Origin of the sequence: Hoeflea sp. AS60 (assembly GCF_038900115.1) — a bacterium.
Lineage (GTDB): Bacteria > Pseudomonadota > Alphaproteobacteria > Rhizobiales > Rhizobiaceae > Hoeflea.
On the sequence record NZ_JBBMQP010000001.1, the window covers coordinates 1910815 to 1937117 of the forward strand.

Here is a 26303-nt window from a genome sequence, read left to right on the forward strand (position 1 = left end):
GGGAGAGCGATGTCCATTCTGAACGAAAGCCTGGCAGGACGACTTTCTGATTTCGGCCGGTCCGAAACTCGGCAGGCAACGGAATCGACGGAGCCCGAAAACAACCTGTCCTATGTCCGCGGCGGCACAGAGCTTCCATTGCGTTACAAGACCATTCCGCAACTGTTGCGAGACGCCGTGTCGCTCTTCGGACCGCGCCCGGCGATCATCTGTCCGCAGCAGGACGTTCGCCTCAGTTACTACGAATTTGACCGTGCGGTGGATGAACTGGCATCTGGCCTTCTTGCCATGGGGCTTGAGAAGGGCGACCGCATCGGCATCTGGTCACCCAATCGCTATGAGTGGGTGCTGACCCAGTTCGCCACGGCGCGGATCGGCCTGGTCCTGGTCAATATCAATCCGGCCTACCGGCTATCGGAACTGGAATACGCGCTCAACAAGGTCTCCTGCAAGGCTCTGGTGACCGCACGCACTTTCAAGACCTCCAACTATCTCGAGATGATCACAACGCTTGCGCCGGAGATCCCGGATTGCGAGCCGGGGCGTCTGCAGGCTGCCAAACTGCCGCATCTTCGCGCCGTGATCGTGCTGGGAGAAGTCAGTGAACCGGGGCTCTTCGCTTTTGACCGGGTCCGGACCCTGGGTGGCCCGGCACAGCAGTTGCGGCTGCCGGCGATTGATGCCGAGCTCGGCCCGGACGATGCCATCAACATCCAGTTCACCTCGGGCACGACCGGCCGCCCCAAAGGGGCCACGCTGTCGCACTACAACATCGTCAACAATGCTCGTTTCGTTACTGACCGGATCTCCCTGACCGAAAATGACAGGCTCTGCATTCCGGTTCCGCTCTACCATTGCTTCGGCATGGTCATGGGTGTGCTGGGCGCTGTGAGCAAGGGCGCTGCAATGGTGTTTCCGGGCGAAGCTTTCGATCCTGCGGCAACTTTGGCTGCGCTTGAGGCGGAACGCTGTACCGCAGTTTACGGCGTGCCGACGATGTTTGTGGCGATGCTCGAGGAACTCGAACGTTCGCCGCGCAACCTGACCCAGCTGCGGACCGGTATCATGGCCGGCGCGCCATGTCCGGTGGATGTGATGCACCGCGTGATGGAGCGCATGCACATGCGCGAAGTGACCATCTGCTACGGCATGACCGAAACATCGCCGGTGTCGTTCCAGAGTTTCAGCGATGATCCCGTCGACAAGCGCTGTGAAACCGTCGGTCGCGTCCATCCGCATCTCGAAGTCAAGATCGTCAATGATGACGGGCGGATTGTGCCGATCGGCGTTCGCGGCGAACTGTGCACCCGCGGCTATTCGGTGATGAAGGGCTATTGGGGCGATCCGGACAAGACGGCCGAGGCGATCCGGGATGGATGGATGCACACCGGCGATCTGGCGGTGTTCGACGAACAGGGGTTCTGCTCAATCGTCGGTCGCGTCAAGGACATGATCATTCGCGGTGGCGAGAATGTCTACCCGCGCGAGATCGAGGAATTTCTCTTCAGCCATCCCAAGGTTTCCGAGGTGCAGGTTTTTGGCGTTCCTGACGAAAAATACGGCGAGGAGGTCTGCGCCTGGGTTGTTGCCAAGCCGTCAGTAACTCTTGACGGCGAAGAACTCCGCGCCTTCTGCAATGGCCAGATTGCCCACTACAAGATCCCCCGTCATGTCAGGGTCGTAGAGGCGCTGCCGATGACCATTACCGGCAAGCCGCAGAAATTCGTCATGCGTGACCAGATGGTGGAGATCCTGAAGTCAGCCGGCAGTCCGGCCTGACGCCGCGCTGCCGGCCCCGGATTACCGTCAGCCGACTGCGCATCTCAGAGGTGCTTTCGCTGCAGGTGTCGATCATCATGACATCGTGCGCGCCGCCGGACAGTTTCTCGACCATCAGGGCTGTTTTTAAAGCTTCCTGGGATTGATCTGCCCCCATTGAATTGGTTCACAGCTGTCGTTAGAAAACGTGCGACCACAAATGGCGATCAATCGACCAACACCGTAAGTGATAGTCACTGATGTCAGGCTGACACGAGCGCTGATGCGGATTTGCTGCTTCAAATCACGGGAAGGTAAACCATGACGATTCTCATCCTGGCAGGCGGCTTGCTCGGAGCTGCAGGTGTTGCCTTGTCAGCCTATGCTGCCCATGCGGGTGGCGGCAGCGTCAGCACTGCTGCGCAATTCCTGTTGTTTCACGCGCCCCTTTTTGTTGCGCTGGGCCTTGCTGGAAACCCGGGCCGGATACGCGGCGGCGGTGCTGGTGTTCTGGGGCTTGGGCTCGTGCTGTTTTGTGGCGATCTGCTATTGCGCCATCTTGCCGACACGCGGTTGTTTCCCATGGCCGCTCCTGCGGGGGGAGTAGCGATGATCATCGGTTGGCTGTTGATCGCCGTCTCCGGACTGACACGCAAATCCCGATAAGCAGATTTGCCAGTTCCCCAGCGCATGAAGAGCCTGTTTCCGGGCAGGTCAGAACAAGATAATTGAGCTGGGCAGGACGGTTGCCTGGCCGCGGGGAATGGCCGAGCGATCGTCGTCCCGGCACTTTATGACCTCGCCCGATATCATCCGCCTGGCTGTGATGGTATAGGTGGTATCCCCTGCCGCTCATGAGCCGAGGCCCGTTACAACCCCTTGGGATGAGCCATGAATTCCTCGATGATCTCGAGCGGTGGCTTCACGTAGTCGGAGGTTCGGCTGATGCCGAGCCCGGTCAACTCGCGCAGGCGCACCGCCATCTCGGCCATCTTGACGACAATGGGGATGCCATTGATCACCGGTGCGCCATCAACCCGGTGGTCCTTGAGCTGCGAAAACAGCAGCATGGGAATGCCACCGCCGGGGATGAGCACGTCCACACCCTGATCGACCAGGGGTTTCGACTGCGCCTCGAACAATGCACGGACCTCTTCAAGTCGCTCATCGGAGCCGAAGGCGGACAGGATCTGGCCCGGCTCGAAATCCATGGCGTGGACGCCTGTGACCCGTTCCTTCAAGCCATATTTGCCGATCTGGTGATGGAACCACGGGATGAAACGGCGATTGATGGTGACGATGCCTGAACGCTGTCCGAGCTGGCACGAATGAAGCATTGACGCCTCACCCATGCCGAGCACCGGAATGTCGACGACGGAGCGCGCCTCATAAAGCCCGGCATCCTGGAAATGGCCTATGATGAAGGCGTCATAGCCCTCGCGCTCGGCCTTGACTGCGTTGCAGATCACCTCGCGGGCGCAGCGGAACTCGACAATGGCATGGGCATAATTGTCGTGCGGGGTGATGCCCTTGATGTCGACCTGTGTGCCTGGGTCGACAATGGCATCGAGATGCTTGCGCAACTCATCCCAGTATTCTGCGCCATGCTCATAATCGACATAACTTTGATACCAGATTTTCATGGCTCTAACTCCTCATCAGGCCGGGCAGCCAAAGCGCCAGCTCGGGGAACACTGCAAGAATAAGCACCAGCAGCAGCGTGCAGGCAATGTAGGGCATGGCGGCCAACGCCACCTGGCCGATGGTCGTGCCGGGCGGGCTGACGCCGACCATCACAAACAGCAACAGACCAAAAGGCGGTGTCGCAAGGCTCAGTTCCAGCGCCAGCAGCATGATGACGCCGAACCAGATCGGATCGAAGCCGTAGCTGGAGGCCAGCGGCATGAAGATCGGCAGCGTCAGCATCATGATGGAGAGCTGATCCATGAACATGCCGAGAATGATGAGCACGAGGAACATCAGCGCCAATATGGCGTAGAAGCCGAAATCGAAACTCATCGCGTAGGAAATCAGCCCCGTCGACGCTCCGGAGAAGGCAAGGATCTGGGAGAACGTGGTCGAGCCGACAATGATCATCAGCATCATGGCCGAGACCATGAGCGTGCCTTTCATGGTGGCGATGACAGCCGTCCAGGTCAGCTTGCGGTAGATCACTGCCAGAATGGCAACCGCGAGCGTGCCGAAGGCAGCCGATTCCGTTGGTGTCGCCCAGCCGAGCAGGATGAGCCCGACCACCGCGAAGATGACGAGGCCCATCGGCAGAATATCGGTGGTGATCGCGTAGATGATCTGGCCGAATGTGGCCCGCTCGGCGGCATAACCTGGTGCAGCATCGGGATCGAGCGCGATCTGCAGCCGGATCGTCGCCACAAACATAAGCGCCAGCACAAGTCCGGGCACCAGCCCGGCGATCAGCAGCGCGCCGACGTCAATCCGCGCCAACGAACCGAGCAGCACCGCCAGCGAAGATGGCGGGATGATCATCGCCAGGCCCCCGGTTGCCAGGATCGGCCCCATGATCATTTTCGGCTTGTAGCCGCGCTTGATCATGTCCGGCATCAGCGTGGTGCCGAGCATCGCCGTGTTGGCCATCGAAGATCCCGACAAGGTGGCGAAAATGGTACCTCCGCCGACGGTCAGGTAGGACAGCCGCCCCTTGACGCCACCAAAGCACTTGTCGAGTGCATCGAACACCCGCACGGCAAGGCCGGTGTGAAACAAGAGCTCCCCCATGATCAGGAACAGCGGAACCGGCACCAGCGCGAAGCTGGTCACAGAGGTGGTGGCGTTTGCAACCAACTGGTCGATGCCGATCATGCCGCCCATGAAAAGATAGACGCCGACGACATTGATTGTCAGGAACGCGATGGCCACCGGAGTCCCGAAAAACATCAGGAACAGCAGGCCCCCGACCATCAGGCCGGCCGCTTCATACCACGGCATCATGGTCGTCTCGATTCAAGGTAATGGAGCCGGGTCAATGGCTTGCCTCGTTGCCGGTGTAAATCTCCCCACGCAGGAGCATGCGCAGGAATTCGAGCGTCATCAGCCCGAACCCGCCCGCGAGCATGGCGTAGAGTACCCAGGAGGGAATGTTGATGGAGCGCATATCGACCGAGCCCGCCGCCAGCATCTCAAGTCCTACAGCACCCGAGCGCCAGGACAGCAGTCCCAGAATGACGATGCACAGGATGAGCACGGCGCGGCCGGCCACAAACCGCAAGGCGCCAGGAAGGCGCTCGATGAAGGAGGTTATGGCCACATGTCCGTTTTTCCGCACCAGCCAGGGCGCAGCGGCCATTGTCGAGTAGAGCATGACATATTCGACCAGCGCGCTGGTCGACTGGGACGGACGAAAGCCTGTATTGCGCAGAATCACGTCAATGATGATGGCGATGGTGATGACAACCAGACTGATCCCGCCGGTGACCGCCAGACCGATTATTGTTCTGTCGTATAAACGCGCAAGCATGGGAGCTCCCGTGGCCAAGGTGTCGGCGGGCGCCGGAACGACGCCCGCCATCGCGATTAATCAGCGATTGTAGTAGGCTTTGCGGAGCGCGTCATAATGTTCCGACCCTGCATCCTTCATTCGCTTCCAGGCGCTGTCATAGGCACCGTCGAGGAACTTTTCAGCGGCAGCGCCTTCCAGGGAAATGACTTTCATGCCTTCATCGCGGACCTTCTTGTCCGTTTCGGCAATTACCGCCTGGAAGTTGTCATAGGACGTCTTCTCATATTCGGCAGACGCCTCATTGATGATCTTCTTGGCATCATCGCTGAGCGCATCCCACTTGGCCGGGTTGATGACGACAGCAAGGTCGGTCTGGAAGAAGCCGGGGTCAATCCGGTACTTCAGGAACTTGTCCCAGGAGAGATCCTTGATCGCAACGATCGGCCAGCCCGAGCCGTCAAAGGTATGACGCTCGAGTCCGGTATACACATCCGGCACAGGGACGGAGACAGGGATCGCGCCCAGCGATTCAAAGAAGGAGTTGTAGATCGGCTGGGAACGGATACGAAGGCCATCGAGATCCACGCCGCCATCGTCTGTGCGCTTGGGTTCGTCAATTGTATAGATGTGGAACTGAATGCCGGTATCGAGATGGGCCAGCAGATTGACGCCGAGTTTTTCGGAGAAGGCTGTCTGCATGGTTTCGAAACCGCCATTGGCGCGCGCGTCCATAGCTGACACATTGGAACCGACCCAAGCGTCTGCTTCGGGCATGGTGCCGAGATAATAGGATGCCGGACCATACTGCATGTCGATCACGCCGCGGCGCACCGCATCAACCTGCTGGTTGGGCGGGAACATTTCGGGCCCGCCGATATAGTCGATCTTGATGACGCCCTTGCCCTTCTCATTGACGAGATCAACAAAGCCCTGGAAGCTCTGCGAGAACGCCAGCGGCTTTGGAAATGCCGAGATTGCGCGCAGGGTTTCTTCGGCGTTGGCCGAACCAGCCATGAAAACAAGCGCAAGCGCCGTGCTCGAAATGGCCATGCCGGCAATGCGCCGACCAAGATGATTTGAATTTTTCATAGTTTCATTCTCCTCTGGTTGCACGGATTTATTGTTTCCGTTTGAACTTCATTCACTGCTTGTCGATGACCGGGCCTCTAGTCATACCGGCTGCATTCAATGCCCTGAGAAAATCCGCCATGCGACGTTGGCGGTAAGCGTCGACATCCATGTCTGAATAGTCGAAGAATCCTGATCCGGTCTTCAGGCCGATGCGGCCTTCCTTCATGTTCTGCGAGATGACATCCGGCGCCTTGAACCGGTCATCATCAAACGCATCCCGAAGATAGTTGCTGGCGTAGTAGAGAATATCACCACCACCCCAGTCGATGAATTCCAGCAAGCCCAGAACACCGAAACGAAGGCCGAAACCATAGGTCACAGCCTTGTCGACATCCTCGGCGCTCGCGACACCCTCTTCGACCAGACGCGCCGCCTCGTTCATGGCCAGAGCCTGAATGCGTGGCACGATGTAGCCGGGTGACGCCTTGCAGACGATCGGCACCTTGCCCATCCCTTCAAGCAGGCTGCGCAGCCGGTCCAGTGTCCGCTTGTCAGTCTCGTCGGCGGGGCTCAGTTCAACCAGCGGCATCAGAAACGCCGGGTTGAGCCAGTGGGCGTTGAGAAAATTCTCAGGATGCTTTGTCAGTCCGGCGAGTTCGGTCGACAAAATGGTCGAGGTCGTTGAGGCCAGGATCGCGTCGTCATCGGCATGGGCGTCAAATAGCGCGAAGGCGTCACGCTTGGCGTCGAGCACCTCCGGCACGGCTTCGAAAACAATCTCGCAGCCCGCCAGCCCTTCGGCCAAGTCCGCCAGGCGCCAGATGGTTATGCGGTCCATGATTGCGGGAATGACGGCTGCATCAAAACCGCCAAGGGCTGCCACCGATGCAAGCCCGCCCTTGATTTCGGCGAGTGCCTCGTGGCTCAGCCGCGCAAAGTCTTCCTCGCTGCGGCTCTTGGCATCAATCAGAACCGCACGGTGCCCGGCATAGGCCACACTGTGGGCAATGCCGCGTCCCATGCGTCCGGCACCGATGCAGGCGATGGCAGGCCGGGCGTTCATCACAGGCCCTCACGCAGCATGGTCTGGACCATGGCAGGATCCTGATCCGCCAGACCGACCGTTACCATTGTCCGGCCATCCTTGCGGAAATCGCACTCTGACACGGCCTCCGCCACTGCCAGCAAGCCTTGCGCTACCGGGCAGGGAACCCCGACCCACTCTCCGACAGACACCAGAAAGGCCAGGCCAAGCCCGATGTCTTCCTGCATGTAGCGGTGGGTCTTGAGTTCGAGATGCTCGTGCCAGTCACCCGATCCGACAAGCTTGTCATGCGCCAGATTGCCGTACATCCAGTTGCTGGTCTCGTAATGATCAGCGAGCGGAAAATGCGGCGCGCCGTATCCCAGCGCCTCGCGGATCGCGATGCGCTCGTTGTCGAGTGCTGTGTGCACCCGGCGGATGGCCGGCTGGGTGCCTTCATTGTGAATGTCCCAGCGCTCGAAATGCTCGATTGGACCGGCATTCATCAGGATCAGTGGTGGATGTATGATCGGGCCCGCGTTCATCAGTGCACCCGACAGCGCATCCTCGATTTTCTCGATCGCATCCGGGAAGGCCTGCGATATGATCGCAATGGCAGCTTCCGTCTTGCGTGCAGGCAGGACGCCTGTCGGCAGTCGCGAGGCGCGGGTCGAGATCCGCACTTCGGTCTGGCTCTGCTTGCGGGTGAGCCAGGGCAGGGTGCCGGTTTCGGCAATTGCGAAATCTGCGGTGCAGCCTGCGGCACGCATCCGCTTCATCATGATGTAGGAACCGAACGTGCCCGGCGGCAGGAAGATCACCTGGCCGTCAGCCATGTGGGGGGCAAGTTTGTCTGCGATATCCGCCTGGGCGTTGGCTGGCGTGGGCGCGACAATCAGCTCGGCACCGGACATGGCCGCTGCCAGATCATCCGTTGGCACCAGCTTGACAGGCCTGCTGCCCTTGAAGTCGGTCACGACGATGCCGCCGGCCTTCGTCACCTCGGCAAAATCGCTGGCGTTGCGCCGCCACCAGCGCACGTCATGACCTGCCTCTGCAAAGTCCGCTGCTGCTGCGTAAGATCCATTGCCACCACCGATTACAACAATTTTCATTCCATACATCCTGAACAATAGGGTTGATCACTTGCCGGGCGTGCGGCCGTCGGCTCGATTTCCACCACCGCTTGACGTTCGACCCGACGCACCACCTCGATGGTGGCCATTGCCGGAAAGCAGCGCGCGAATACATCGCGGCAGCCTGCCCCCAGACCTTTCGGGTTGGCCAGATAATCGTCAATGCTGGTGACGTACCAGGTTCGCCGGTTTAGGTGTTTGGCGCCGGCGCTGGCCAGTACGTCATGAATGTTGCGGAAGGTCTGGAGCGCCTGGGTCACGAAGCCTATCTGCGCCGGCCAGCCTTCGGGCTTCAGCACTGTGTTCACCAGTGTCACGGCTTTCAAGGAATGCGACGCAGACACGGCGGCGGTCATGGCTTCCCCCGCAAAGGTCCGATTTTTGCCATGGCCTGCTCGCTGCTGGCGGAGCCGTGGTCGCAGACAGCATGCCCGTCAGTCGCTGGGAAATTGCATGCATATGCAAGCAGTTTTAGACCCATATTCATCCGCTGGCACCTCTCCGATCGCCACCTTTCAACGTGAGGCTCACACAGCTTCGGATTCTCTTCAAGCTTAAAATATGAAAACGCACTCTTTTAGTTTGAAGCTTGACAGCCAGAGACATGAAATTTCATATATTTTTCGGCCTGCACGGAGAGGAAATTTTTCTCGCCGGCAAACTGCAGTTTTGTGTCAGGCTGGATTGCAATGGAACGCTCCGGACACGACGTTGTAGGGTCCGTGATTTTACGATCCATGAAGCCGCTTCGACATGCGGATATGAGGCAAACGGAAGGCCCGGCCATGAAAGCAGTTCGCATACATGCCCACGGAGGACCCAGCGTCCTTGTACTTGAGGATGTGCCGGATCCGGTGCCTGCAACCGGCGAGGTTCTTGTCGCTGTCAAGGCGGCAAGCGTCAACGCAGCCGACTGGAAGGTGCGCAGCGGCGATCTGCCTGTCACCCTCGTGTTTCCACACATACTCGGGCGTGATTTCTCCGGTGTGGTCGAAACCGCTGGTCCCGATACGGATATCGAACCCGGAACCGAGGTCTACGCCGTCTGCCCGCCCGGCATGGAAGGCGGCTATGCCGAAAAGATCTCCATCGGCGCACAGTATGTCGCCCGCAAGCCGAAAAATCTGTCACATGTGGAGGCGGCGGCAATCGGGCTTGCCGCGCTCACGGCGCTCGTGACCATCGAGGATACGCTGAAGCTGAAGCGCGGCGAGAAGATTTTGATCCAGGGTGGAGCTGGGGGCGTTGCCGGGATGGCGATCCAGCTGGCGCATCATCTTGGCGCTGAGGTTGTGACGACAGCTCGTGCCGAAAATCATGCCTATGTACGTAGTTTGGGCGCGGATCAGGTCATCGACTACACCAAGGAAGATCCGGCCGTCCTTCTTGGCGGTTGCGATGCCGCTTTCGATACCGTGGGTGGTTCATGTATCGCGCAATGCTTCGCGGTGCTCAAACCCGGCGGACGTGCAGCCTTCATTGCAGGTGGAGCGGGCGCACCGGAAGCGCCACGCGAGGACGTTACTGCCTTGCGACCAGCCGTCAACCGGAGCCGCGCTCTGATGGATCGTGTCACGGCATATGTTGAGGCAGGTATCCTCAAGCTACCGGAGATAACAGCCATGTCACTTTCCGAAGCCGTTCGCGCTCACCAACTCAGCGAAGCCAAGCATGTGCGCGGCAAGTTGGTCTTCGAAATTGGCGATTGAGCAAGCCGCTCGTAGGGTTCTCGAAATTCTCTGTTTGGTTTGACCTGCCGCTGCATCTCCCCCAGCAATTGGTTGAATCAGTGGAAAAAGGCGGCCATTATTTATGTGGCAATGCTGTGCCGGATAGGCGTAGACGGCCTTGTGCGCGCCGCCTTGAAACCGAAGATCTGCCTGACCATCGCATTCGAGACCTGCAAAAGAAACGAAGATGGGTCCCTCGAACGGAGCCTTGAAGATACCGGCCTTACTTCTTCACCACGGTAGCTGACCCTTTTCGGTTCTGACAGACAGAGACTGAGGATCCATCCCTCGAAAACCTAGCTCGCCTCGTTCAGAAATGCGGTGATCAACTGGTGAAAACGGACTGCGCCGAAACTGGGAAAATGGCCGCCATGCACGATCCTTGGCTCAAGTTCGGACAGCATCTGTATGGAACGGCGGTAATCAGCCATGTCCGCGCCCTCGCAATCGGTCACCAGTGCGCCATCATAGATCACGTCCTGGGCGATGAGTGTTCCTGTCTCCTCTTCCCAAAGGGATATGTGCCCCGGCGAATGGCCAGGCGTGTGCAGGACCTTGAAAGAGCGCCCGCCCAGATCAATCCGCTCGCCATGCTCGATCAGGCCGGTCGCCGGAGCCGGCTTGATGCGATAGCTCTGCGCATCCCATCCTTGGGGCGGCGTCATGAACAGTTCGGCATCCCGCCCGCCATGTGCGTAATATTCAAACAGGGTGGCGTCGTTCCTGGGGTCTGCCTGAATATCAGCCTCAAGCGGATGAATCAGTCGTTCCTCGAATTCTGCTGTCATGCCGATATGGTCGAAATGAGTGTGGCTTGAGATGCAAAGGATCGGACGCTCGTTGAGGATCGGGACGTTGCGCCGTAGCGGGAATGCGCCAAGCCCGGTGTCGACGATCAGGTCGCGGTCGCGACCACGGATGTGCCACATGTTGCAGCGGAAAAAGAAGGGCATCCACGGCTCATGAATCAGGGTAATGCCATCCGCAAAAGGGATGGTCTCGTACCAGTCCGCTTCGCTGATCATGGCATTCTCCTAGGATTGTAGAGCGGCTGCACCGCCACGCTTGAGGAAGACTTCAACCTGTTGGCCGGAACCGGAGATATCCGCGGGTGGAACCCGAAGCCTGATCTCTACATTTCCGATCCTGGCAGACAGTCTGACAAAACTGCCCTGAAATACAACTTCTTCCAGAGCCGCCATTCCCAGAGAGACTGCTCCTTCTCCCGGGGTTACCGTGAAATTTTCAGGACGGATCGCCACAGCTGCGGTTCCCTTGCCCACCACAGGAAAGCGGCCAAGAGCGGTTTCGGCCATTCCCTCCGAAATGTCAGCATCGAGAATATTGCTTTCACCCATGAATTGCGCCGAAAACCGGCTGCGGGGATGGGAATAGACGTCCTGCGGAGGACCAGCATCCTCGATGACGCCATCCTTCATGATGACGATCGTGTCGGCGATCGCCATGGCTTCTTCCTGATCGTGGGTGACATGAACGAAGGTCCGGCGCTCGCGCTTCTGAAGCGCGCGAAGCTCATCCTGCATCTGGCGGCGAAGATTGAGATCGAGCGCACCCAGCGGTTCATCAAGCAGCAGGATCGCCGGATCGATCACCAGCGCACGGGCAAGCGCGATTCGCTGGCGCTGGCCGCCGGAGGCTTCCGAGATCTTGCGTTTTTCAAAGCCCTTGAGCCCAACCATGTCCAGCGCTTCGGCCACGCGGCGGGCGGCCTCGGCCTTTGCGACCTTGCGCACGCTCAGGCCGAAAGCGACATTGTCGCCGACGCTGAGATGCGGAAACAGGGCATAGTCCTGAAACACCGTCGCTGTCGGCCGCTGCGCCGGCTGCATCAGGGTGATGTCGTCATCATCGAGAAAAATCTGGCCGGAAGTGGGCGCGGTGAAGCCACCGAGCATCGACAGAAGCGTTGTCTTGCCCGAACCGGACGGGCCCAGAAGCACCACATAGCTCGACGCCGGAATGTCCAGCGAGAGATCGCGTACCGCCATGGTTTCCCCGAACCGCTTTGAGAGCGCCTTGAGCGACAGGTTTGCGGTCTTGGTCATTCGGGTTTCTTTCTCAACAGGAACAGCTCGACGACCAGCGCGAAGCAGATCGAAACGAGGAAGACGAGCGTTCCGGCGGCATTGGTTTGCGGATCAAGCCCGGTGCGCAACAGCCCCCAGATCACCACCGGCAGGGTAGGGTCGAAGCCTGACAGGAGGAAGGCGACGATGAACTCGTCCCAGGAAAAGGTGAAACACAGCGCGAAGGCTGCAATGATCGGGATCCTCAGTGATGGCAGTGTTACCCGGAAAAACACCTGGGCTTCGGATGCGCCGAGATCACGTGCGGCGGCCTCGAGGCGCGCCTGGGCTGTGTCGAACTGCACGTAGAGAATGGCGAAGGCCAGTGGCAGGTTGAGCACCACATGGCCGATCAGCACGAACCCGACCGACTTCGGGATGTAGTCGGAAAAACTCACCATCAGACCGACACCGACGATCAGGTAGGAGACCGCAAGCGGCATCATCAGAAGTGCTTCGACCAGTTTTCGCCCTGGTACCCGGTGACGGGCAAGGCCCCAGCCGGCGAGCAAGGCCAACGCCACCGAGACGAGCGATGAAACCAGACCAACGATCACCGAACTGACGGTCGCCGACATGATCCGCGGATTGTCGAGAATGCGGCCATACCATTCGAGCGTCGGGCCCTGGAATGGCGGCACCGGCACCCGCCCGTCATGCAGCGAGAACAGCACCAGCGTGCCCACCGGTAGATAGATGAACACCAAGGCCACAAGGATAATGGCGACAGTGATTGCAGTCGATGCCAGTTTGCCGGTCATGCTCGTTCCGCCGTCAGCTTGCGCGCCATGGCGAGATAGGCGAGACCGACCACGACCATCATGATGACCGAAAGCGCTGCCGCCATCGGAATATCGGCGCGGCGCTGGATCTGCATGATGATGGTTTGCGGCAGCACAAGCTGGTTGTTGCCACCCAGGATCTGCGGCGTCACGTAATCGCCGATGGTGATCACCACCACGAGGAATACACCGGCTGCGACGCCGGGAATCGAGAGCGGAAAGATCACCCGCCAGAAGGTCTGCCACTGGCTGGCGCCCAGATCACGTGCGGCCAGAATGAGTTTGGGATTGATCCGAGCAAGGCTGGCGTAAATCGTCAGCGTGCCGAGCATGGTGAAAAAATGCACGAAGCCGAGTACCGTTGCGCCTTGCGTGAAGGAAAGCGTCAGCGGCTCGGACAACAGTCCTGTCGCAAGCAGCGTCCTGTTGACCACGCCATTGGGCGCCAGCACCAGAAGCCAGGCGTAGGATCGCACCACGTAAGACGTCCAGAACGGCAGCACGGCCAGCATCAGGCACAGCCGCTTGTAGCGGGGGGCGACGCGGAAGGCGATTGTCGCGGCCAACGGATAGGCGAGCAGGATCGACAGCACCGCGACGATTGCCGTCAGCTCAAGCGAATTGAACAGCGATTCCCGGAAATATCCCTGAGAGAGAAAGCGCTCGTAATTGGCAAGCGTCATCTCGTCGCCGACCCGGCCGCCGGTCTTCTTGAACAGTGACAGCCAGAAGATCGAAAGGGTCGGGATGAGGAAGAACGCCAGGGTCCAGATTGCCGCCGGCGCGACGAGAAACAGGCCTTGCCTGCGCTCCCGCCGCGCCGCCATTGTCTCCGGAGATACGGTGACCGTGTTTGCCATCAAGGACTACTGAATCTTCTCGGCCCAGAGGTCCTGCATCGCCTGGTCCATTTCCTCGGTCGGCGAATAATAGGGATAGGAATTGGCAAGGAAGGCAGGTTGTTCGTCCCAGCGCAGGCGGGTCTTCTGCTCGTCGGTCAGGCTTGCCTTCGAGTTGGCAGGCATGCCCCAATAGCAAGACGAGGTGGCAAGCCGCGCCTGACCTTCGGGCGAGAGAATGTACTGGACGAACTTCTTGGCGTCGTCCTTCTTCTCGGAGCCTGCCATGACGCCAACGGCCTGCTGCCAGCGGATACCGCCGATATCGGGCAGCACCCAGTCGAGATTGGGCTGCTCGGCCTGAAGCCCTGCCACCGCATATTCACCGCCGCCGACAAGAATGCCGGCCTGGCCGGTGGCGAGCGCTGTCTGCGAAGTCACGACATCGCCGATCAAAGCTGCGTTGGCGCGGATCGCCTCAAGCTTTTCGCCGATAGCCGGGAGGTCTTCTATCGTCAACTCTGATGGCTTCTTGCCAATGGTCAGCGCCAGCTGCGAAATCACCGGAAGATAGTAATCATAGATGATCAGATTGCCCTTCTGATCAGTGCTGAACAGCGTTTCGATGTCGCGCGCCTTCTCGAGACTGACCTTGCTGGAATCAAAGGCAATGGCGTTGTAGCCGAACTTTTCCGGCACCGCGTAGGTCACGCCATCGATCTGGTGGTAGTCGCTGAGCTGGACTTCGGGAAACACATCGCCAAGCGGGAAGTCAGCCGGATCGAGCGGCGCCAGAATGCCGCGTTCGGCGACGCGCTTTACGTCGGTGGTGTCCACCACGAAGACGTCCCAATCGCCTGGGTTTGACTGTTCGAGTAGCGCAAGCGCCGTACCGGTGCCCTCGTATTCGCGGATGTTGACCTTGATGCCGGTGGATTCTGTGAATGGCTCAAGGAACGCCGGGTCGGTGTGGTCACACCACACCAGTGCATTGATTTCCTGGGCATTGGCGCCAACGATGCCGAGCAGCGTCATAGCCACGATTGATACGGACGACTTCAGTGTCTTCATGTCAGAATATCCTTTCATGCAAGGGATCGTTCGGGGCGTTTTCCCTGCGATGGCTGTCCACTTTCGGCAGCACGCAGAGCATTTCATAGAGAAGGTTTGATGCGAGCAACGCTGTTGTTCCGCTCGGATCATAGGGCGGTGACACCTCGACCAGGTCGCAGCCGATCAGGTTGAGCCCGGCGCAACCGCGCACGATCTCCAGCGCCTGGATGGAGGTGAGCCCGCCCATCTCCTGGGTGCCTGTTCCGGGAGCTATGCCCGGATCGAGGCTGTCGATGTCGAAGGTGAGATAGACCGGCGCGTCGCCGATGCGTTCGCGCACCACATCCATCAGTGGTGTGAGCGAGCGTTGCCAGCAATGCTCTGCGGGCACCACGGTGAATCCCTGATCGCGCGACCAGTTGAAATCATCGGCTGAATAGCCCGAACCGCGCAGGCCGATCTGGAACACCTTGTCATTAATCAAGGCGCCGGCCTCATGTGCCCGGCGGAACGGCGTGCCATGGGCGATCTTTTCGCCGAACATATCGTCATTGATGTCGGCATGGGCGTCGACATGGATAAGCGCCACCGGGCCATGATGTCCACTCGCCGCTTTCAGGATCGGCCAGGCAATGGTGTGGTCACCGCCGAGCGTCAGCGGAATGCATCCGGTGGCGAAGATCTCTGCATAACGGGCCGTGATGATGTCTACCGAGGCTTTGAGATTGAACGTGTTGATCGCCACATCGCCGATATCGGCCACCTGGATGCAATCGAAAGGTGCAGCACCCGTGGCCATGTTGTAGGGGCGGATCATCGCACTTTCGGCGCGGATCTGCCGTGGTCCAAATCGTGTGCCGGGCCGGTTGGAGGCGCCGATATCCATCGGTATGCCGATGAAACAGGCGTCAAGGCCATCGCAACTGTCCGCCGTCGGCAGCCGCATCATGGTCGACGGTCCGCCAAACCGTGGCATTTCATTTCCGCCAAGCGGTTGATTGAAGGTTTTGCTCACGTCCGTCCGGTCCCCTGCATTCACATGCCGATATCAAATCAGGCAACGGCAGACTCTGGGAGCCTTAAGTTCTCAAGTTCAGTTTTGAAAACCCAAACGTATCCTAGCCGGCATCATGAGCCGCCAGAACCTCAGCTGCAAAGCGCGCAACCACCCGGGATCTGGGGGCTGACTGCCGCTGGATCAGGTCAAACTCGCAGGCGTAATGAAGCTCGTCAGGGCAGATCTGACGCAATCGTCCGGTTTTTGTCCATTGTTCTGCATAGTGATTGGGCAGGAAGCCCAGATAACGGCCGGAGAGGATCAGGATCAGCTGCGGCTCGATCTGGTAACTCGTCGCCGTGACATTACTGAAGCCGAGCTGCACCAGGATGTCGTCGCGCCAGTAACCGCGGCTGACCACCGGCCAGTTGCGCACCTCATCGGGCGAAATATCCGCCGCGGCGCGGCCATAGAGCGGATGCAGGTCCGAGCAAAAGACGCCATGAGTTTCGCTGTAAAGCGGCGAGTAACGGACGCCACCGGTTTTGAAGGCGAAGCTGCCGATGCCCAGATGCAGATCGCCGGTCCGTACCCGCTCCTGCAATACATTCGGTGTGTCCTCGAAAATTTCGATGGTGACGGCGGCGGCGCTCGATTTGAACCGCGCCAGTGCATCGGGCAGGCGCATCACCGGATCGGTGGAGATCGCATCGACAATGCCGATCCTCAAGTTACCAACCAGCTGATCGCGCAGATTGTCCATGGCGCCTGTGAACTCGTCCATCGAGGTGAACAGGGTGTGCGCCGCATCCAGAACATATTGCCCCTTCTGGGTGAGCATGAACCCTGACCGGCCGCGATCGCAAAGCCTTACTCCGAGCCGTTCTTCCAGCGCTGCGACATGATTGGATATCGAGGACAGGCTAAGCCCGGTCTCCACTTGCGCCTGTGCAAAGCCTCGGTTGCGCGCCACTGCATCAAAAACCCGCAACGCGGTCAGATCGGTCCGGGAAAGTTTCATGACGCGCGCTCGAGCATTGAGAAAATTGGACGCTTCCGGGTTTCACCAGCGCCCATTTTGCAAAATCGTTCGGAGAAAGCCATAGGCGATATCGAATAGACATTATGATTACCATGCGAATCTGAGCATGGAGAAACCGGTGGACACCGCGGTCAACAAAACCCAGATTCTTGGGCACCCTGTTGCCATAATGCCGACAAGAAGAGATAGCTGAATTTAGATATATGTAGGCGCTTCAGGGGCGCAGCCCAACATGCCAATTGTCCCCAGAACTCAAGCTAAGTGACGAAGGGGCCACTGCCAAAATATGCGACGAAAACGGTCAGTCCGGAAATGCGGTAGGTGGCTGGCTGTGGATTCAGTCTTCAGCGAACCAGTCTCTGAACAATTTCCCTGCATTCAGGGAATTTGCAGGAAATATGAGGAACATGGACCCCAAAGAGTCATTATTCGTCGGAATTCGTCGCGCAATATCGATGGGATGTACGAAATATTCCCTAAACATCGAGCAGGGACTATTTTCGAGGCTGCAAGGAATGAGCAGGGAAGCACATTTGGCTGGCAGAGAATTGGCCTTGCCGATAACTGCCGGGTTCGGCTCTTAATGAGCATGTTCGAAATCAAATGACCCGGAGATCAAGCCAATGGCCGCGCAAATTGGACTTACGCTGTTTCAAGCGTGGAAGGTTCATTGGGAGATATTGTTTCCGGAAGAGCCGAATTGTGAGATGGCCTTGAGAGATTGGGTCATGAGTAGTTTGGCGCATTTTTGCCCAGACAAACCGTTCTTGCCGAGGCAACAGATTGAATGCGCCATCCCCAACTGGTTCAGCAAACTCGATGTGCAAATTGACTTAGACGGAGCACGCATCGGATTGGAACAAACCCCGCAGCAAGTCGCGCCCTGGTTTGCAAACACACTACCAGGGTGGAAGCGGCAATGGATTCGTGGACATGCAGACCATGTTCACCCGTTCGAAAGGCTTGTTGGCACCCCAACAGAAGACAAGATCAATCATGGTCGGTGGTCAAAGGAAAGCTATTACGCTCTTCGGAACGTGACCCTGCGTATTGGCGCTCACATACAACGAGAAATGGAATTCAAGCTGCGCGCTGGGCATCTTCATGCCGTCGGGCTCGATTCCAGGAAAGGTGCGGCCTTTGATGGCGTCGAGATAGTACGCCTTCTGAATGACGGATACGTGCTCGACGTTCTCCAAAACTCGATTTCGGCGCGTGACTTCCGTCCTCCGATAACCGGCATTGGCATCTCCAAGAGCCCGTTTTTTGCGGATAGAAAAAACCTGCCGCATTCGTTCAAGGACTTCGATGTCGTCTTGTTTGAGCGAATGAAGGAGATGATCGAAACCATGAGCAGCCCCACTTCATTGGTCCATGTTGAAAGTTAGTGCATGGTTGGCCTTTGGTCCATCGGGACGATGGCCTCTGGCGCAGGTGGGCGGTAGCCCAGAGCACTGTGGGGTCGTTTGGTGTTGTAGTGGGTCCTCCAGCTTTCGATGATTATCTGGGCCTCGCGTAACGAATAGAAGACTTCACCGTTCAGTAATTCATCCCGCATCCTCCCATTGAAACTCTCGCAGTATCCATTCTCCCAGGGCGATCCAGGCTCGATGTATGCCGTCTTGGCCCCAACGGCTTTGATCCAGTCTCTGACGGCCTCAGCAATGAACTCAGGGCCATTATCTGATCGGATATAGGCTGGTACACCACGGAGGATGAACAGGTCCGTCAAAGCATCAATGACCTCAGTCGAGTTCAGCTTTCGCTTCACGCGGATCGCAAGGCACTCGCGGCTATGCTCGTCCAGGATATTCAATGTCCTGAATGCCCTGCCATCGTCTGTTCGATGATGCACGAAGTCGTATGACCAGACGTGATTGCGATACTCGGGACGAAGCCGGACACATGATCCATCCACTGCCCGGCAGTGGTTTGCGAAGCACAACCAAGAGAGGGGTTCATCCAGAGCCGCCCCTTTTTGGGTTGTTTCATTGGCACTTTAAGCCCCTCGCGTCGCCATAGACGTTCAACACGCTTGTCGTTGATCAGCCAGCCTGCGTCCCTCAACAAAGCTGCAACCCGGCGGTAGCCATATCGGCCGTACTGGCGTGTCAGCTCGATCATGTCAGCGACCAGGCGTTCTTCGTCAGCGCGACCTTGCGGCAAACCTCTCTGCGTGGATCGGTGCTGGCCCAGAACGCGACAAACACGTCGCTCCGAAACCATCATCTTGCTGCGAACGAGGTCGATGCAGGCACGCCGACGCGAAGGGCTGAGAAGTTTCCCCGTGCGGCCTCTGACAGGATCAGCTTGTCCAGCGTCAGGTCCGACACAGCCCGACGAAGACGCTCGTTCTCTTTCTGGAGCCGCTTCAGTTCCTTGAGTTGTTCTGTGCCCATTCCGCCGTACTTCTTCTTCCAGCGATAATAGGTTTGTTCAGTCACGCCGGTCTGACGGATCGCATCTATCCGGGGCATGCCTTGCCCCATCAGAACTTCAACCTGCCGCAACTTCACAACAATCTCTTCGGGCTTCGGTCTCTTAATCGCCATCTCTGGTCCTCCGTTTTCCTAAATATAGGGGTGGACCACTTCAAAGGGGGAGGCTCAGCGCCAATGTCAGCGTTTCGTCTTAACCCACGGTCAGATCGGCAATCTCTTCCACCTTCATCGAAAACAACTTACGGCAACCGATCATCACCAACTTCGCGCCGATGCCATCACAGCCTGGCGGGGGATCGCCATGTCGATCGAGGTCTAAAGGCTGTGTCAAAGGCTTCCTTTCACCCCAGACTCGATTAAAGCGACGCTACCCCTTCGGCGCATCAAGCGCCGGGTCCGCTCCATGCTTGGCTTCAAGTCGATTGCAAGTGCCCGGGTCATAATCGACAGCATTGAAATGGTTCATATGAGGCGCAAGCACAGGCGAGGTTTGCCTGTAATCCGGGTCCCTCAATAGCTGAGCAATTCGAAATCCTGGCCGCTTTATAGTCGGCATGGAAGCGGCATATCGCGACCAGAGTTACGGTTTGCGACAAAACCCTCAAACTTGCTGGTTTCGCCAAATTTCTCCGCCCCGCCGCGCAACACAGCAATAATCGCTGCACTGTCCATGCTCATTACGTCGTATTCCTATTAACTGAATGATTGGTTCGAGACCGCGAACATATGGGCTGGGCCAGCGGCGTTTGGACGTTTGCGATTTACCATCGACACTGCCTCACCGACCGATATTAAACCAAGTGATTGAAGCCAATCACTTAATCCGTCTTGGGCGTAAACGTCGATACGAACGAATTGTCCGCCAAGCTTGGCAAGATGTGCGCAAATCAGGCATTTTGCATCGTCTAAATTCTCCGCAGCGACCGGACCGACAACATAGCCGCGTCCAAATCGCCTCAAGATGGAAAATCCAGTTATTGCACCGTCGCGCCTAATGACAACGCAATCGCCAATGGCCGTGAGGGCGGCAATGAGCCGCTGGCGCGGCATGCCGATTGCACGTTCATCAATTCTTAGTATGGCCTCTAAATCCGCAATGACCGCTGGTTGAACAGTGTCAAACGATGCGAACTTGGGCGGCGTCTCCAAGATGCCTTGCTGCTGCAAGACCATCCCCCAGGGCTCAAAGCCGCGACGGCGATAGAGAGGTAGGCCCTCTTCTGTCGAGTTCAGCAAGACGGCCCGACCTTTGGTCGCATCCAGCAGGGCATTGAAAAGCCGCGATCCATTACCGCCGCCTTGCGCATTGGATGTCACAATAATCATGCCCGCTGAGGCGTAATGTTCTCCATAGCACCACCACAAAGCGGTACCGAGAACCACTCTGTCCCGCTCAAGAACAAAGCCTTCGCCAACCTGCGCAGCAAACGCCCAATCCTCCAGCCTATAGGGCCAGTTAAACTCCTGCGAGAGCTTCAGCGCGCCCTCCAGATGCCGATCATCCAATTTCACCAGCGAAATTTCGCTGTCAGTGTTGCTCATATGCTTTCGCTATCCGTCACATGGGAGACAAGGCTTCTGGCCCTCATTAACATCGGGAACATTTACGCATCTTTCCCGCATTGCAACAGTTTTGGGAGCGGGAAAAGGTTTGGGTCAAGCCGCGAGGGCCAGCTTAGCCCGTTTGAGCCGCCCGTCAGCAACCACTGCTCGCACCTGCAACACCCGGTGAGCGCCGATCGGCGACCAACGCATCTGACGCTTTTTGTTCATACGTGTATTTACGGATCTGTTGCAAACTCTTCGCTAACTGGCAACCGATAATCATCTCTCGATATTTTCGGAGATGACAATGTTCAAAGGCCGCCATTTCGACCAGTTGATCATCTTGCTTTGCGTTCGCTGGTATCTGGCTTACGGCTTGAGCCTTCGCGACTTGAAGGAAATGATGACCGAGCGAGGCATACGTGTGGATCATCCGACGATCCATCGCTGGGTAGTGCACTTCTCGCCTTTGATTTTGGACCGCTTCAATCGCAGAAAACGGGCGGTGAACGGCAGCCAGACCAACAGGGAAACCATCATTTCCTGCGATATGATCCGCCGGCTTCAGGAAAGGCGATATATTCATACTAAGCCGATCCGTATCCGGCAAAGCCAATACCTGAATAATCGCATCGAGCAGGATCACCGTCGGATCAAGCGGCGTGTCAGGCCGATGCTCGGCTTCAAGGCATTTTCAAGCGCGACAATAACGCTTGCCGGTATCGAGATGGTGCAAATGATGCGCAAGCGACAAGGCAGATATTCCTACAACCCAAGTCCATCGCTTGCTGAGCAATTCCAAGCTCTGGCTGATGCCTTCTGACCGCATATCCGAAACGGCTCTTTCTCGGCCATATCCAAAATTTGCAACAGAGCCGTTCATTCATGTGCGCCTATCCCCGCGGACCCTCACAACCCGTTACCGTGACATCGCCCCCGTTAGGTGAAGAGAGTCGCCGGTGTCCGGATTTGCCGGCTTGCATTTGCTGAAGTGGCGCGAACGTGCGCGTTCAGGACGACTGGCCGTCGATGACAGCATCAAAATCGGAAATGTCGGCGAAAGCCGAGAGCGCGCTGCGACCGAACTTGCTGGGCGCAGCGATGAGGAATTTCTGTCTGGCTGCAGCCATTGCGGCTTTCTTGACGGCGATCTTCGACAAGTCGAAATCCATCACCCGGCCATCCTTGTCGACTGCAGAGCAACCGATGAGGGCGAAATCCACACGCAGGGCAGCCAGCGAGAGCATGATCTCCTCGCCGACCAGCGAGCCGTCACGGCCTTCGACCTTGCGGCCAAGCACGTTAACGTCATGGTGTGCAGGGTCGAGGGCAAGTGCTACCCGCATTGAATTGGTGAAGATGCGAAAACCCGGACGCCGGTTCAGCGCGCTTGCGGTGATCTCGCTCGTGGTGCCGACGTCGAAGAATATGCTCGCCCCGTCAGGCAGCAGGGCCACAGCAGCCTCGGCGACACGCTGCTTTTCGTCAACCGCCATGTTGCGTTTGTGCTGGTGATCAAGCCGCAGGGTCTCGGTACTGCCGATAACGCCGGCTCCGCCATGGAAACGTTGCAGCAATCCGGCTTCCGAGAGCAGGATGATATCCCGCCGCACTGTCTGTGCAGACACGCCAAACTCTTCAGCCAGCCCTTCGATCGTCACAAAGCCCGAGGCTTCCGTGCGAGACAGGATCTCGCTCTGCCGTGTGTTGAGTTGGGCTCGTTGAGCGTCCTTGTTCATGTGCTTGTTGCGTTGCCCGCTGTAATGTAAGAAAACTTACATTATCGGAGATGTGGCAAAAAGGCGAGACACAAAATGACCCAATCAATCTACCATCTTGCAGAGGACTTCGTCTACGGCCCTGACGGTCGTCTGGATCCGTGGAGCTGGTCCTGGCAACCCGGCACCGCCCCTGACGGTTCGCCCGAAGCGACCGCCCGGCAGGCTGTTGCGCATCTGGCCGGCAGCGCCGCCCGCCGGATCCCGGTCGGTGTCATCGGTCCGCGCGAATGCGGCGAGGACAAACTGGCGCTGGCAGAACAGGTCGGTGCTGGAATAGGCGCGCTTGGCCTGACTATGATCTGCGGCGGACGCACAGGCGTCATGGCAGCTGCAGCAAAGGGGTGCCGGACGTCCGGCGGCCTCACGGTGGGCATGCTCCCCGGCCATGACTGGCGCGAGGCCAATGATGACATCATGCTTCCGATCGCCACCGGGCTCAGTGAGGCCCGCAACATGATCATCGCCAAATCCTGTGCCGTCCTGGTGGCAATCGGCGGCTCTTACGGCACCTTGAGCGAGATTGCCTATGGGTTGCATTTCTCCAAGCCGGTCATCGTTCTGGGAGATGCGCCGGATGTCGAGGGCACCGAGCGTGCCAGCGATCCGGAGGACGCGATCGAGCGGTTGGCGTCGCATCTGATGGCGAGCGCGCGAATGTCATAAACTTTACACATACGCTTGATAGATGTAATATATCTCACATTGGGGGAGCCAGCACACACATGACGACAATACTCGAGTTGCGCGATGTGACGCGCCGTTTTGGTCAGAAGACCGTGCTGAACAGCGTGTCGATCAAGATCGAGCAGGGCAGCTTCACCGCACTGCTCGGCGCTTCGGGGTGCGGCAAGTCGACCAGCCTGCGCATCATGGCTGGCCTCGACCGGCCTACATCCGGCGATGTGCTTCTCGGCGGTTCCGATGTGAGCCGGCAAAGTGCATATGAGCGCAATGTGGCCATGGTGTTCCAGTCTTATGCGCTTTACCCGCATCTCACCGTGGCTCAGAACATCACTCTGCCGCTGACCATGCGGCATCTCTCGCCGCTTGGCCGGATACCGCTGCTTGGTTCCTTGGTTCCCGGCGTTGCCGAAGCGCGCCGGACCATCCGCACCAAGGTCGGTGAAGCTGCCGAAGTGCTGGGGCTCAACGAGCTCCTGGACCGAAAACCCGGTCAGCTATCGGGAGGCCAGAAACAGCGTGTTGCCCTGGGCCGCGCCCTGGTGCGCGATCCTTCGCTGTTTCTCCTCGACGAGCCACTGTCCAACCTCGACGCCCGGCTGCGGGTGCGCATGCGCACCGAGATCAGTGCCTTGCACCGCAGAACCGGAAAGGCCTTCATATATGTGACGCATGATCAGACCGAGGCTATGGCCATGGCCGACCAGATCGTCGTCATGATAGATGGCAGGGTCGCCCAGGCGGGGTCTCCCCGTGACCTCTATGAGCGTCCGGCAAACCGTGACGTCGCGGCCTTTATCGGCCACAATGCGATCAACCTGCTTGAGCCGGGTGACGGGATCGAAGCGGGCAATACCATTGTCGGCCTGCGGCCCGAGGATCTCTCTCCTGCCGACACCGGTGCCCTGCTGCTGCGACTGGAATCGGCCGAATATCTCGGCTCCGAGATCGTTCTCAGCCTGCGCAGCGCCAGGGGAACGGAAATTCGGGCCATTGCAGCGAGCGACTTTGCGGTTCCCGCTCCAGGCAGCGAGATCCGCCTCGGTTATGCGCAAGACAGGTTGCACATGTTCGATCCGGCGACAGGTATTCGCCAGGAGAAAGCGGCATGAGACTGTCGCTCGAAAAACGTCAGGCCCTGACCGATCTCTGGCTCGTCGGGCCGGCGACCCTGGCCCTGGTTGTTTTCATCTTTGTGCCAGTCGCCATCGTCGCGGTGCTGTCCTTTACCGATTATCAGTTTGGTGCAGCGAGTTTCAACTGGAGCGGCCTGGACAATTACATCAAGCTGTTTTCCTCGAGCATCGGCCGGCGTGCGGTTACCAACACGTTGATTTACGTGGCGATCGTGATCCCGTTTTCAGTTGGGTTGGGTCTGCTTGTTGCGATCGGTCTGCACCAGATGACGCAGTGGGCCCCGCGTATGTCCAATGTGATGAAGACGATCTATTTCCTGCCTGTTGCTGCGACGCTGGTTGCAATGTCGGTGGCGTGGCAGATGGTGTTGCACCCATCGCTGGGCATCGTGAACCAGGCGCTGTTCTCGGCCGGACTGCCGACTCCGAACTGGCTCAGCGACCGCGGACTGGTGCTCTACACACTTGCCATGATCGGCATCTGGCAGAGCATCGGCTACAACATGGTGCTGTTTCTGGCCGGTCTCGCGGCGATTCCGTCAGAGCTCTATGACGCTGCCGAGGTTGACGGGGCAGGCGGCGTCTGGTCCCGCTTCTGGACGGTCACCTGGCCGATGCTTGGACCCACGACCCTGTTCGTCATGGTCGTCACCGCAACCAATGCATTCCGCGTGTTTGAAACCGTGGCCTCAATGACCAAGGGCGGTCCTGCTTTTGCGTCGGATACGCTGGTCTATGCGCTCTACCGGGAAGGCTTTGTCTACTTCAAGGCCGGCTATGCCAGCGCCATCACCATGGTGTTCTTCGCCTTCCTGCTTGCTCTGGCACTGGTCCAGTTCCGGCTGGTCGAAAAGAGGGTGCATTACCGATGACACATGCATTCCACACCCGCATTGCATCGCTCACCCTGTTGATGGCGGGCGCCGCGTTCATCCTCCTTCCGTTCATCTGGATGCTGTCGCTGGCGTTCAAGCCGCGCGACGAGATTTTTACGACGACAATCGATCTGCTGCCGTCGCGCATCGAATGGAGCAATTTTACCTTCGCGCTGACGCAGACCGACATTCCGCTGTTTTTGTGGAACGGGCTGGTCATGGTGATCGGCATCCTGTTTTTCCAGATCCTGTTTGCAGTGCCATGCGCCTACGCGCTCGCGCATCGAAGATTCGCAGGACGGGGACTGCTCTTCGGTCTGGTTGTTGCAGCGCTTCTGGTGCCGTTCCACGTGACGGCAATCCCGATCTTTCTTGGCTTTGCCCAGATCGGCATCCTCAACTCGATGTGGGCGCTGATCCTGCCCTTCATCCAGACAGCCTTTGGCATCTTCCTTTTTCGGCAGTTCTTTGCCCAGCTTCCTGCTGACCTGTTCGATGCAGCGCGTGTGGATGGTTTGAGTGAGACTGCGATCGTCTGGCGCATTGCCTTTCCGCTGGCATTGCCGGCTGCCACGGCCTTTGCGATTTTTTCCGTCACTGCGCACTGGAATGACCTGTTCTGGCCGCTGATCGCCACCACCGATCCGGATCTGGCGACGCCGCCACGCGGCATCCTTTATTTTCGTGACAAGGAATCCGGCGACAATGTTGGTCCATTGATGGCTGCTGCCGTGATCGTAACCGCGCCGCTGGTGCTCGCCTTCCTGCTGGCACAGCGCAAGTTCATCCAGGGCATCGCCGCCGGAGGCCTCAAGGGATGAGCCACCAGTTCCAGAACGTGCCCGGGTTT

At 58.4% G+C, this 26303-nt stretch carries 25 protein-coding genes and 3 pseudogenes; 11 read left to right on the forward strand and 17 right to left on the reverse strand.

The window, feature by feature from the left end; translation table 11 throughout:
- Positions 1-9 precede the first annotated feature (9 nt).
- Both WNZ14_RS08825 and WNZ14_RS08830 read left to right on the forward strand, forming a co-directional pair.
- Positions 10-1779 carry an AMP-binding protein gene (locus WNZ14_RS08825; protein ID WP_342868196.1) on the forward strand — a complete coding sequence of 590 codons (1770 nt, stop codon included), beginning with the start codon at positions 10-12 and terminating at the stop codon, positions 1777-1779.
- A 300-nt stretch (positions 1780-2079) separates the two neighbouring features.
- Positions 2080-2424, forward strand: a complete 345-nt coding sequence (locus WNZ14_RS08830) for a DUF423 domain-containing protein (RefSeq protein WP_342868197.1) — start codon at positions 2080-2082, stop codon at positions 2422-2424.
- A 203-nt stretch (positions 2425-2627) separates the two neighbouring features.
- Here WNZ14_RS08830 and WNZ14_RS08835 read toward each other — a convergent pair whose 3' ends face one another.
- From WNZ14_RS08835 to WNZ14_RS08865, 7 genes are read right to left on the reverse strand one after another with little or no spacing between them, the layout of a single operon-like run.
- Complete coding sequence (locus tag WNZ14_RS08835) at positions 2628-3401, reverse strand: aspartate/glutamate racemase family protein (protein ID WP_342868198.1); 774 nt, start codon at positions 3399-3401, stop codon at positions 2628-2630.
- A gap of 4 nt (positions 3402-3405) precedes the next feature.
- Positions 3406-4722 (reverse strand): TRAP transporter large permease, encoded by a 1317-nt coding sequence (locus WNZ14_RS08840; protein WP_342868553.1) that lies wholly within the window; start codon positions 4720-4722, stop codon positions 3406-3408.
- Positions 4723-4756: 34 nt separating this feature from the next.
- Positions 4757-5251 (reverse strand): TRAP transporter small permease, encoded by a 495-nt coding sequence (locus tag WNZ14_RS08845; protein ID WP_342868199.1) that lies wholly within the window; start codon positions 5249-5251, stop codon positions 4757-4759.
- Between the two features lie 60 nt (positions 5252-5311).
- Positions 5312-6322, reverse strand: coding sequence for a TRAP transporter substrate-binding protein DctP (gene dctP / locus WNZ14_RS08850; protein WP_342868200.1), 1011 nt, complete (start codon positions 6320-6322; stop codon positions 5312-5314).
- Positions 6323-6374: 52 nt separating this feature from the next.
- Positions 6375-7367: a 3-hydroxybutyryl-CoA dehydrogenase gene (locus WNZ14_RS08855; protein ID WP_342868201.1), complete on the reverse strand. Its 993-nt coding sequence runs from the start codon at positions 7365-7367 to the stop codon at positions 6375-6377.
- Positions 7367-8443 carry an NAD/NADP octopine/nopaline dehydrogenase family protein gene (locus tag WNZ14_RS08860; protein WP_342868202.1) on the reverse strand — a complete coding sequence of 359 codons (1077 nt, stop codon included), beginning with the start codon at positions 8441-8443 and terminating at the stop codon, positions 7367-7369. The genes WNZ14_RS08855 and WNZ14_RS08860 overlap by 1 nt, the downstream gene beginning before the upstream one ends.
- Positions 8440-8820, reverse strand: coding sequence for a hypothetical protein (locus WNZ14_RS08865; RefSeq protein ID WP_342868203.1), 381 nt, complete (start codon positions 8818-8820; stop codon positions 8440-8442). Before WNZ14_RS08865 ends, WNZ14_RS08860 begins: the two co-directional genes overlap by 4 nt.
- Before the next feature lie 429 nt (positions 8821-9249).
- Here WNZ14_RS08865 and WNZ14_RS08870 point away from each other — a divergent pair, with 429 nt between their 5' ends.
- A complete protein-coding gene (locus WNZ14_RS08870; RefSeq protein ID WP_342868204.1) occupies positions 9250-10173 on the forward strand; it encodes an NADP-dependent oxidoreductase in 924 nt (307 codons plus the stop codon).
- A gap of 317 nt (positions 10174-10490) precedes the next feature.
- On the opposite strand, the gene WNZ14_RS08875 is transcribed toward WNZ14_RS08870, so the two are convergent.
- The 7 genes from WNZ14_RS08875 to WNZ14_RS08905 all read right to left on the reverse strand — a co-directional run bounded on the left by WNZ14_RS08875 (position 10491) and on the right by WNZ14_RS08905 (position 16973).
- Complete coding sequence (locus WNZ14_RS08875) at positions 10491-11219, reverse strand: MBL fold metallo-hydrolase (RefSeq protein WP_342868205.1); 729 nt, start codon at positions 11217-11219, stop codon at positions 10491-10493.
- A 9-nt stretch (positions 11220-11228) separates the two neighbouring features.
- Positions 11229-12260 (reverse strand): ABC transporter ATP-binding protein, encoded by a 1032-nt coding sequence (locus WNZ14_RS08880; protein ID WP_342868206.1) that lies wholly within the window; start codon positions 12258-12260, stop codon positions 11229-11231.
- A complete protein-coding gene (locus tag WNZ14_RS08885; RefSeq protein ID WP_342868207.1) occupies positions 12257-13042 on the reverse strand; it encodes an ABC transporter permease in 786 nt (261 codons plus the stop codon). Before WNZ14_RS08885 ends, WNZ14_RS08880 begins: the two co-directional genes overlap by 4 nt.
- The gene (locus WNZ14_RS08890) at positions 13039-13890 is read right to left on the reverse strand and encodes an ABC transporter permease (protein ID WP_342868554.1); all 852 of its coding nucleotides are present in this window, start codon (positions 13888-13890) and stop codon (positions 13039-13041) included. Before WNZ14_RS08890 ends, WNZ14_RS08885 begins: the two co-directional genes overlap by 4 nt.
- Before the next feature lie 39 nt (positions 13891-13929).
- Positions 13930-14973 carry an extracellular solute-binding protein gene (locus WNZ14_RS08895; protein ID WP_342868208.1) on the reverse strand — a complete coding sequence of 348 codons (1044 nt, stop codon included), beginning with the start codon at positions 14971-14973 and terminating at the stop codon, positions 13930-13932.
- Between the two features lies 1 nt (position 14974).
- A complete protein-coding gene (gene speB, locus WNZ14_RS08900; RefSeq protein ID WP_342868209.1) occupies positions 14975-15970 on the reverse strand; it encodes an agmatinase in 996 nt (331 codons plus the stop codon).
- 103 nt (positions 15971-16073) lie between these two features.
- Positions 16074-16973, reverse strand: coding sequence for a LysR family transcriptional regulator (locus WNZ14_RS08905; RefSeq protein ID WP_342868210.1), 900 nt, complete (start codon positions 16971-16973; stop codon positions 16074-16076).
- A 644-nt stretch (positions 16974-17617) separates the two neighbouring features.
- On the opposite strand from WNZ14_RS08905, the gene WNZ14_RS08910 reads away from it, so the two are divergent.
- Positions 17618-18382: a hypothetical protein gene (locus WNZ14_RS08910; protein ID WP_342868211.1), complete on the forward strand. Its 765-nt coding sequence runs from the start codon at positions 17618-17620 to the stop codon at positions 18380-18382.
- Here WNZ14_RS08910 and WNZ14_RS08915 read toward each other — a convergent pair.
- Positions 18379-19546, reverse strand: a pseudogene (locus WNZ14_RS08915) (IS3 family transposase). The gene WNZ14_RS08910 and the pseudogene WNZ14_RS08915 overlap by 4 nt on opposite strands.
- Before the next feature lie 61 nt (positions 19547-19607).
- Here WNZ14_RS08915 and WNZ14_RS08920 point away from each other — a divergent pair.
- Together WNZ14_RS08920 and WNZ14_RS08925 are read left to right on the forward strand one after the other, a co-directional pair.
- Positions 19608-19754: pseudogene (locus tag WNZ14_RS08920) on the forward strand (IS6 family transposase); the annotation flags it as partial.
- A 57-nt stretch (positions 19755-19811) separates the two neighbouring features.
- Positions 19812-19984 (forward strand): annotated as a pseudogene (locus tag WNZ14_RS08925) (IS6 family transposase); the annotation flags it as partial.
- Positions 19985-20128: 144 nt separating this feature from the next.
- Here the strand turns inward: WNZ14_RS08925 and WNZ14_RS08930 are convergent.
- Positions 20129-20977: a GNAT family N-acetyltransferase gene (locus WNZ14_RS08930; RefSeq protein WP_342868212.1), complete on the reverse strand. Its 849-nt coding sequence runs from the start codon at positions 20975-20977 to the stop codon at positions 20129-20131.
- A gap of 310 nt (positions 20978-21287) precedes the next feature.
- On the opposite strand from WNZ14_RS08930, the gene WNZ14_RS08935 reads away from it, so the two are divergent.
- Positions 21288-21803 (forward strand): DDE-type integrase/transposase/recombinase, encoded by a 516-nt coding sequence (locus WNZ14_RS08935; protein ID WP_342868213.1) that lies wholly within the window; start codon positions 21288-21290, stop codon positions 21801-21803.
- 187 nt (positions 21804-21990) lie between these two features.
- On the opposite strand, the gene WNZ14_RS08940 is transcribed toward WNZ14_RS08935, so the two are convergent.
- Positions 21991-22719 (reverse strand): DeoR/GlpR family DNA-binding transcription regulator, encoded by a 729-nt coding sequence (locus WNZ14_RS08940; protein WP_342868214.1) that lies wholly within the window; start codon positions 22717-22719, stop codon positions 21991-21993.
- Between the two features lie 75 nt (positions 22720-22794).
- Between WNZ14_RS08940 and WNZ14_RS08945 the strand changes: the two genes are divergently transcribed.
- The 4 genes from WNZ14_RS08945 to WNZ14_RS08960 are packed head-to-tail and all read left to right on the forward strand — an operon-like array spanning position 22795 to position 26274.
- A complete protein-coding gene (locus tag WNZ14_RS08945; RefSeq protein ID WP_342868215.1) occupies positions 22795-23424 on the forward strand; it encodes a TIGR00725 family protein in 630 nt (209 codons plus the stop codon).
- Positions 23425-23483: 59 nt separating this feature from the next.
- Positions 23484-24554, forward strand: coding sequence for an ABC transporter ATP-binding protein (locus WNZ14_RS08950; protein ID WP_342868216.1), 1071 nt, complete (start codon positions 23484-23486; stop codon positions 24552-24554).
- On the forward strand, positions 24551-25450 hold the full coding sequence (locus tag WNZ14_RS08955; protein WP_342868217.1) for a sugar ABC transporter permease: 900 nt from the start codon (positions 24551-24553) through the stop codon (positions 25448-25450). Before WNZ14_RS08950 ends, WNZ14_RS08955 begins: the two co-directional genes overlap by 4 nt.
- Positions 25447-26274, forward strand: coding sequence for a carbohydrate ABC transporter permease (locus WNZ14_RS08960; protein WP_342868218.1), 828 nt, complete (start codon positions 25447-25449; stop codon positions 26272-26274). Before WNZ14_RS08955 ends, WNZ14_RS08960 begins: the two co-directional genes overlap by 4 nt.
- The last annotated feature ends 29 nt before the right edge of the window (positions 26275-26303 follow it).

Excerpts from the sequence above, each read along its gene's own strand:
- WNZ14_RS08825 (WP_342868196.1), top strand. The coding sequence starts at position 10 with ATGTCCATTCTGAACGAAAGCCTGGCAGGACGACTTTCTGATTTCGGC.
- WNZ14_RS08830 (WP_342868197.1), top strand. The coding sequence starts at position 2,080 with ATGACGATTCTCATCCTGGCAGGCGGCTTGCTCGGAGCTGCAGGTGTT.
- WNZ14_RS08835 (WP_342868198.1), bottom strand. The coding sequence starts at position 3,401 with ATGAAAATCTGGTATCAAAGTTATGTCGATTATGAGCATGGCGCAGAA.
- WNZ14_RS08840 (WP_342868553.1), bottom strand. The coding sequence starts at position 4,722 with ATGCCGTGGTATGAAGCGGCCGGCCTGATGGTCGGGGGCCTGCTGTTC.
- WNZ14_RS08845 (WP_342868199.1), bottom strand. The coding sequence starts at position 5,251 with ATGCTTGCGCGTTTATACGACAGAACAATAATCGGTCTGGCGGTCACC.
- dctP (WP_342868200.1), bottom strand. The coding sequence starts at position 6,322 with ATGAAAAATTCAAATCATCTTGGTCGGCGCATTGCCGGCATGGCCATT.
- WNZ14_RS08855 (WP_342868201.1), bottom strand. The coding sequence starts at position 7,367 with ATGAACGCCCGGCCTGCCATCGCCTGCATCGGTGCCGGACGCATGGGA.
- WNZ14_RS08860 (WP_342868202.1), bottom strand. The coding sequence starts at position 8,443 with ATGAAAATTGTTGTAATCGGTGGTGGCAATGGATCTTACGCAGCAGCA.
- WNZ14_RS08865 (WP_342868203.1), bottom strand. The coding sequence starts at position 8,820 with ATGACCGCCGCCGTGTCTGCGTCGCATTCCTTGAAAGCCGTGACACTG.
- WNZ14_RS08870 (WP_342868204.1), top strand. The coding sequence starts at position 9,250 with ATGAAAGCAGTTCGCATACATGCCCACGGAGGACCCAGCGTCCTTGTA.
- WNZ14_RS08875 (WP_342868205.1), bottom strand. The coding sequence starts at position 11,219 with ATGATCAGCGAAGCGGACTGGTACGAGACCATCCCTTTTGCGGATGGC.
- WNZ14_RS08880 (WP_342868206.1), bottom strand. The coding sequence starts at position 12,260 with ATGACCAAGACCGCAAACCTGTCGCTCAAGGCGCTCTCAAAGCGGTTC.
- WNZ14_RS08885 (WP_342868207.1), bottom strand. The coding sequence starts at position 13,042 with ATGACCGGCAAACTGGCATCGACTGCAATCACTGTCGCCATTATCCTT.
- WNZ14_RS08890 (WP_342868554.1), bottom strand. The coding sequence starts at position 13,890 with ATGGCGGCGCGGCGGGAGCGCAGGCAAGGCCTGTTTCTCGTCGCGCCG.
- WNZ14_RS08895 (WP_342868208.1), bottom strand. The coding sequence starts at position 14,973 with ATGAAGACACTGAAGTCGTCCGTATCAATCGTGGCTATGACGCTGCTC.
- WNZ14_RS08905 (WP_342868210.1), bottom strand. The coding sequence starts at position 16,973 with ATGAAACTTTCCCGGACCGATCTGACCGCGTTGCGGGTTTTTGATGCA.
- WNZ14_RS08910 (WP_342868211.1), top strand. The coding sequence starts at position 17,618 with ATGGCCGCGCAAATTGGACTTACGCTGTTTCAAGCGTGGAAGGTTCAT.
- WNZ14_RS08930 (WP_342868212.1), bottom strand. The coding sequence starts at position 20,977 with ATGAGCAACACTGACAGCGAAATTTCGCTGGTGAAATTGGATGATCGG.
- WNZ14_RS08935 (WP_342868213.1), top strand. The coding sequence starts at position 21,288 with ATGTTCAAAGGCCGCCATTTCGACCAGTTGATCATCTTGCTTTGCGTT.
- WNZ14_RS08940 (WP_342868214.1), bottom strand. The coding sequence starts at position 22,719 with ATGAACAAGGACGCTCAACGAGCCCAACTCAACACACGGCAGAGCGAG.
- WNZ14_RS08945 (WP_342868215.1), top strand. The coding sequence starts at position 22,795 with ATGACCCAATCAATCTACCATCTTGCAGAGGACTTCGTCTACGGCCCT.
- WNZ14_RS08950 (WP_342868216.1), top strand. The coding sequence starts at position 23,484 with ATGACGACAATACTCGAGTTGCGCGATGTGACGCGCCGTTTTGGTCAG.
- WNZ14_RS08955 (WP_342868217.1), top strand. The coding sequence starts at position 24,551 with ATGAGACTGTCGCTCGAAAAACGTCAGGCCCTGACCGATCTCTGGCTC.
- WNZ14_RS08960 (WP_342868218.1), top strand. The coding sequence starts at position 25,447 with ATGACACATGCATTCCACACCCGCATTGCATCGCTCACCCTGTTGATG.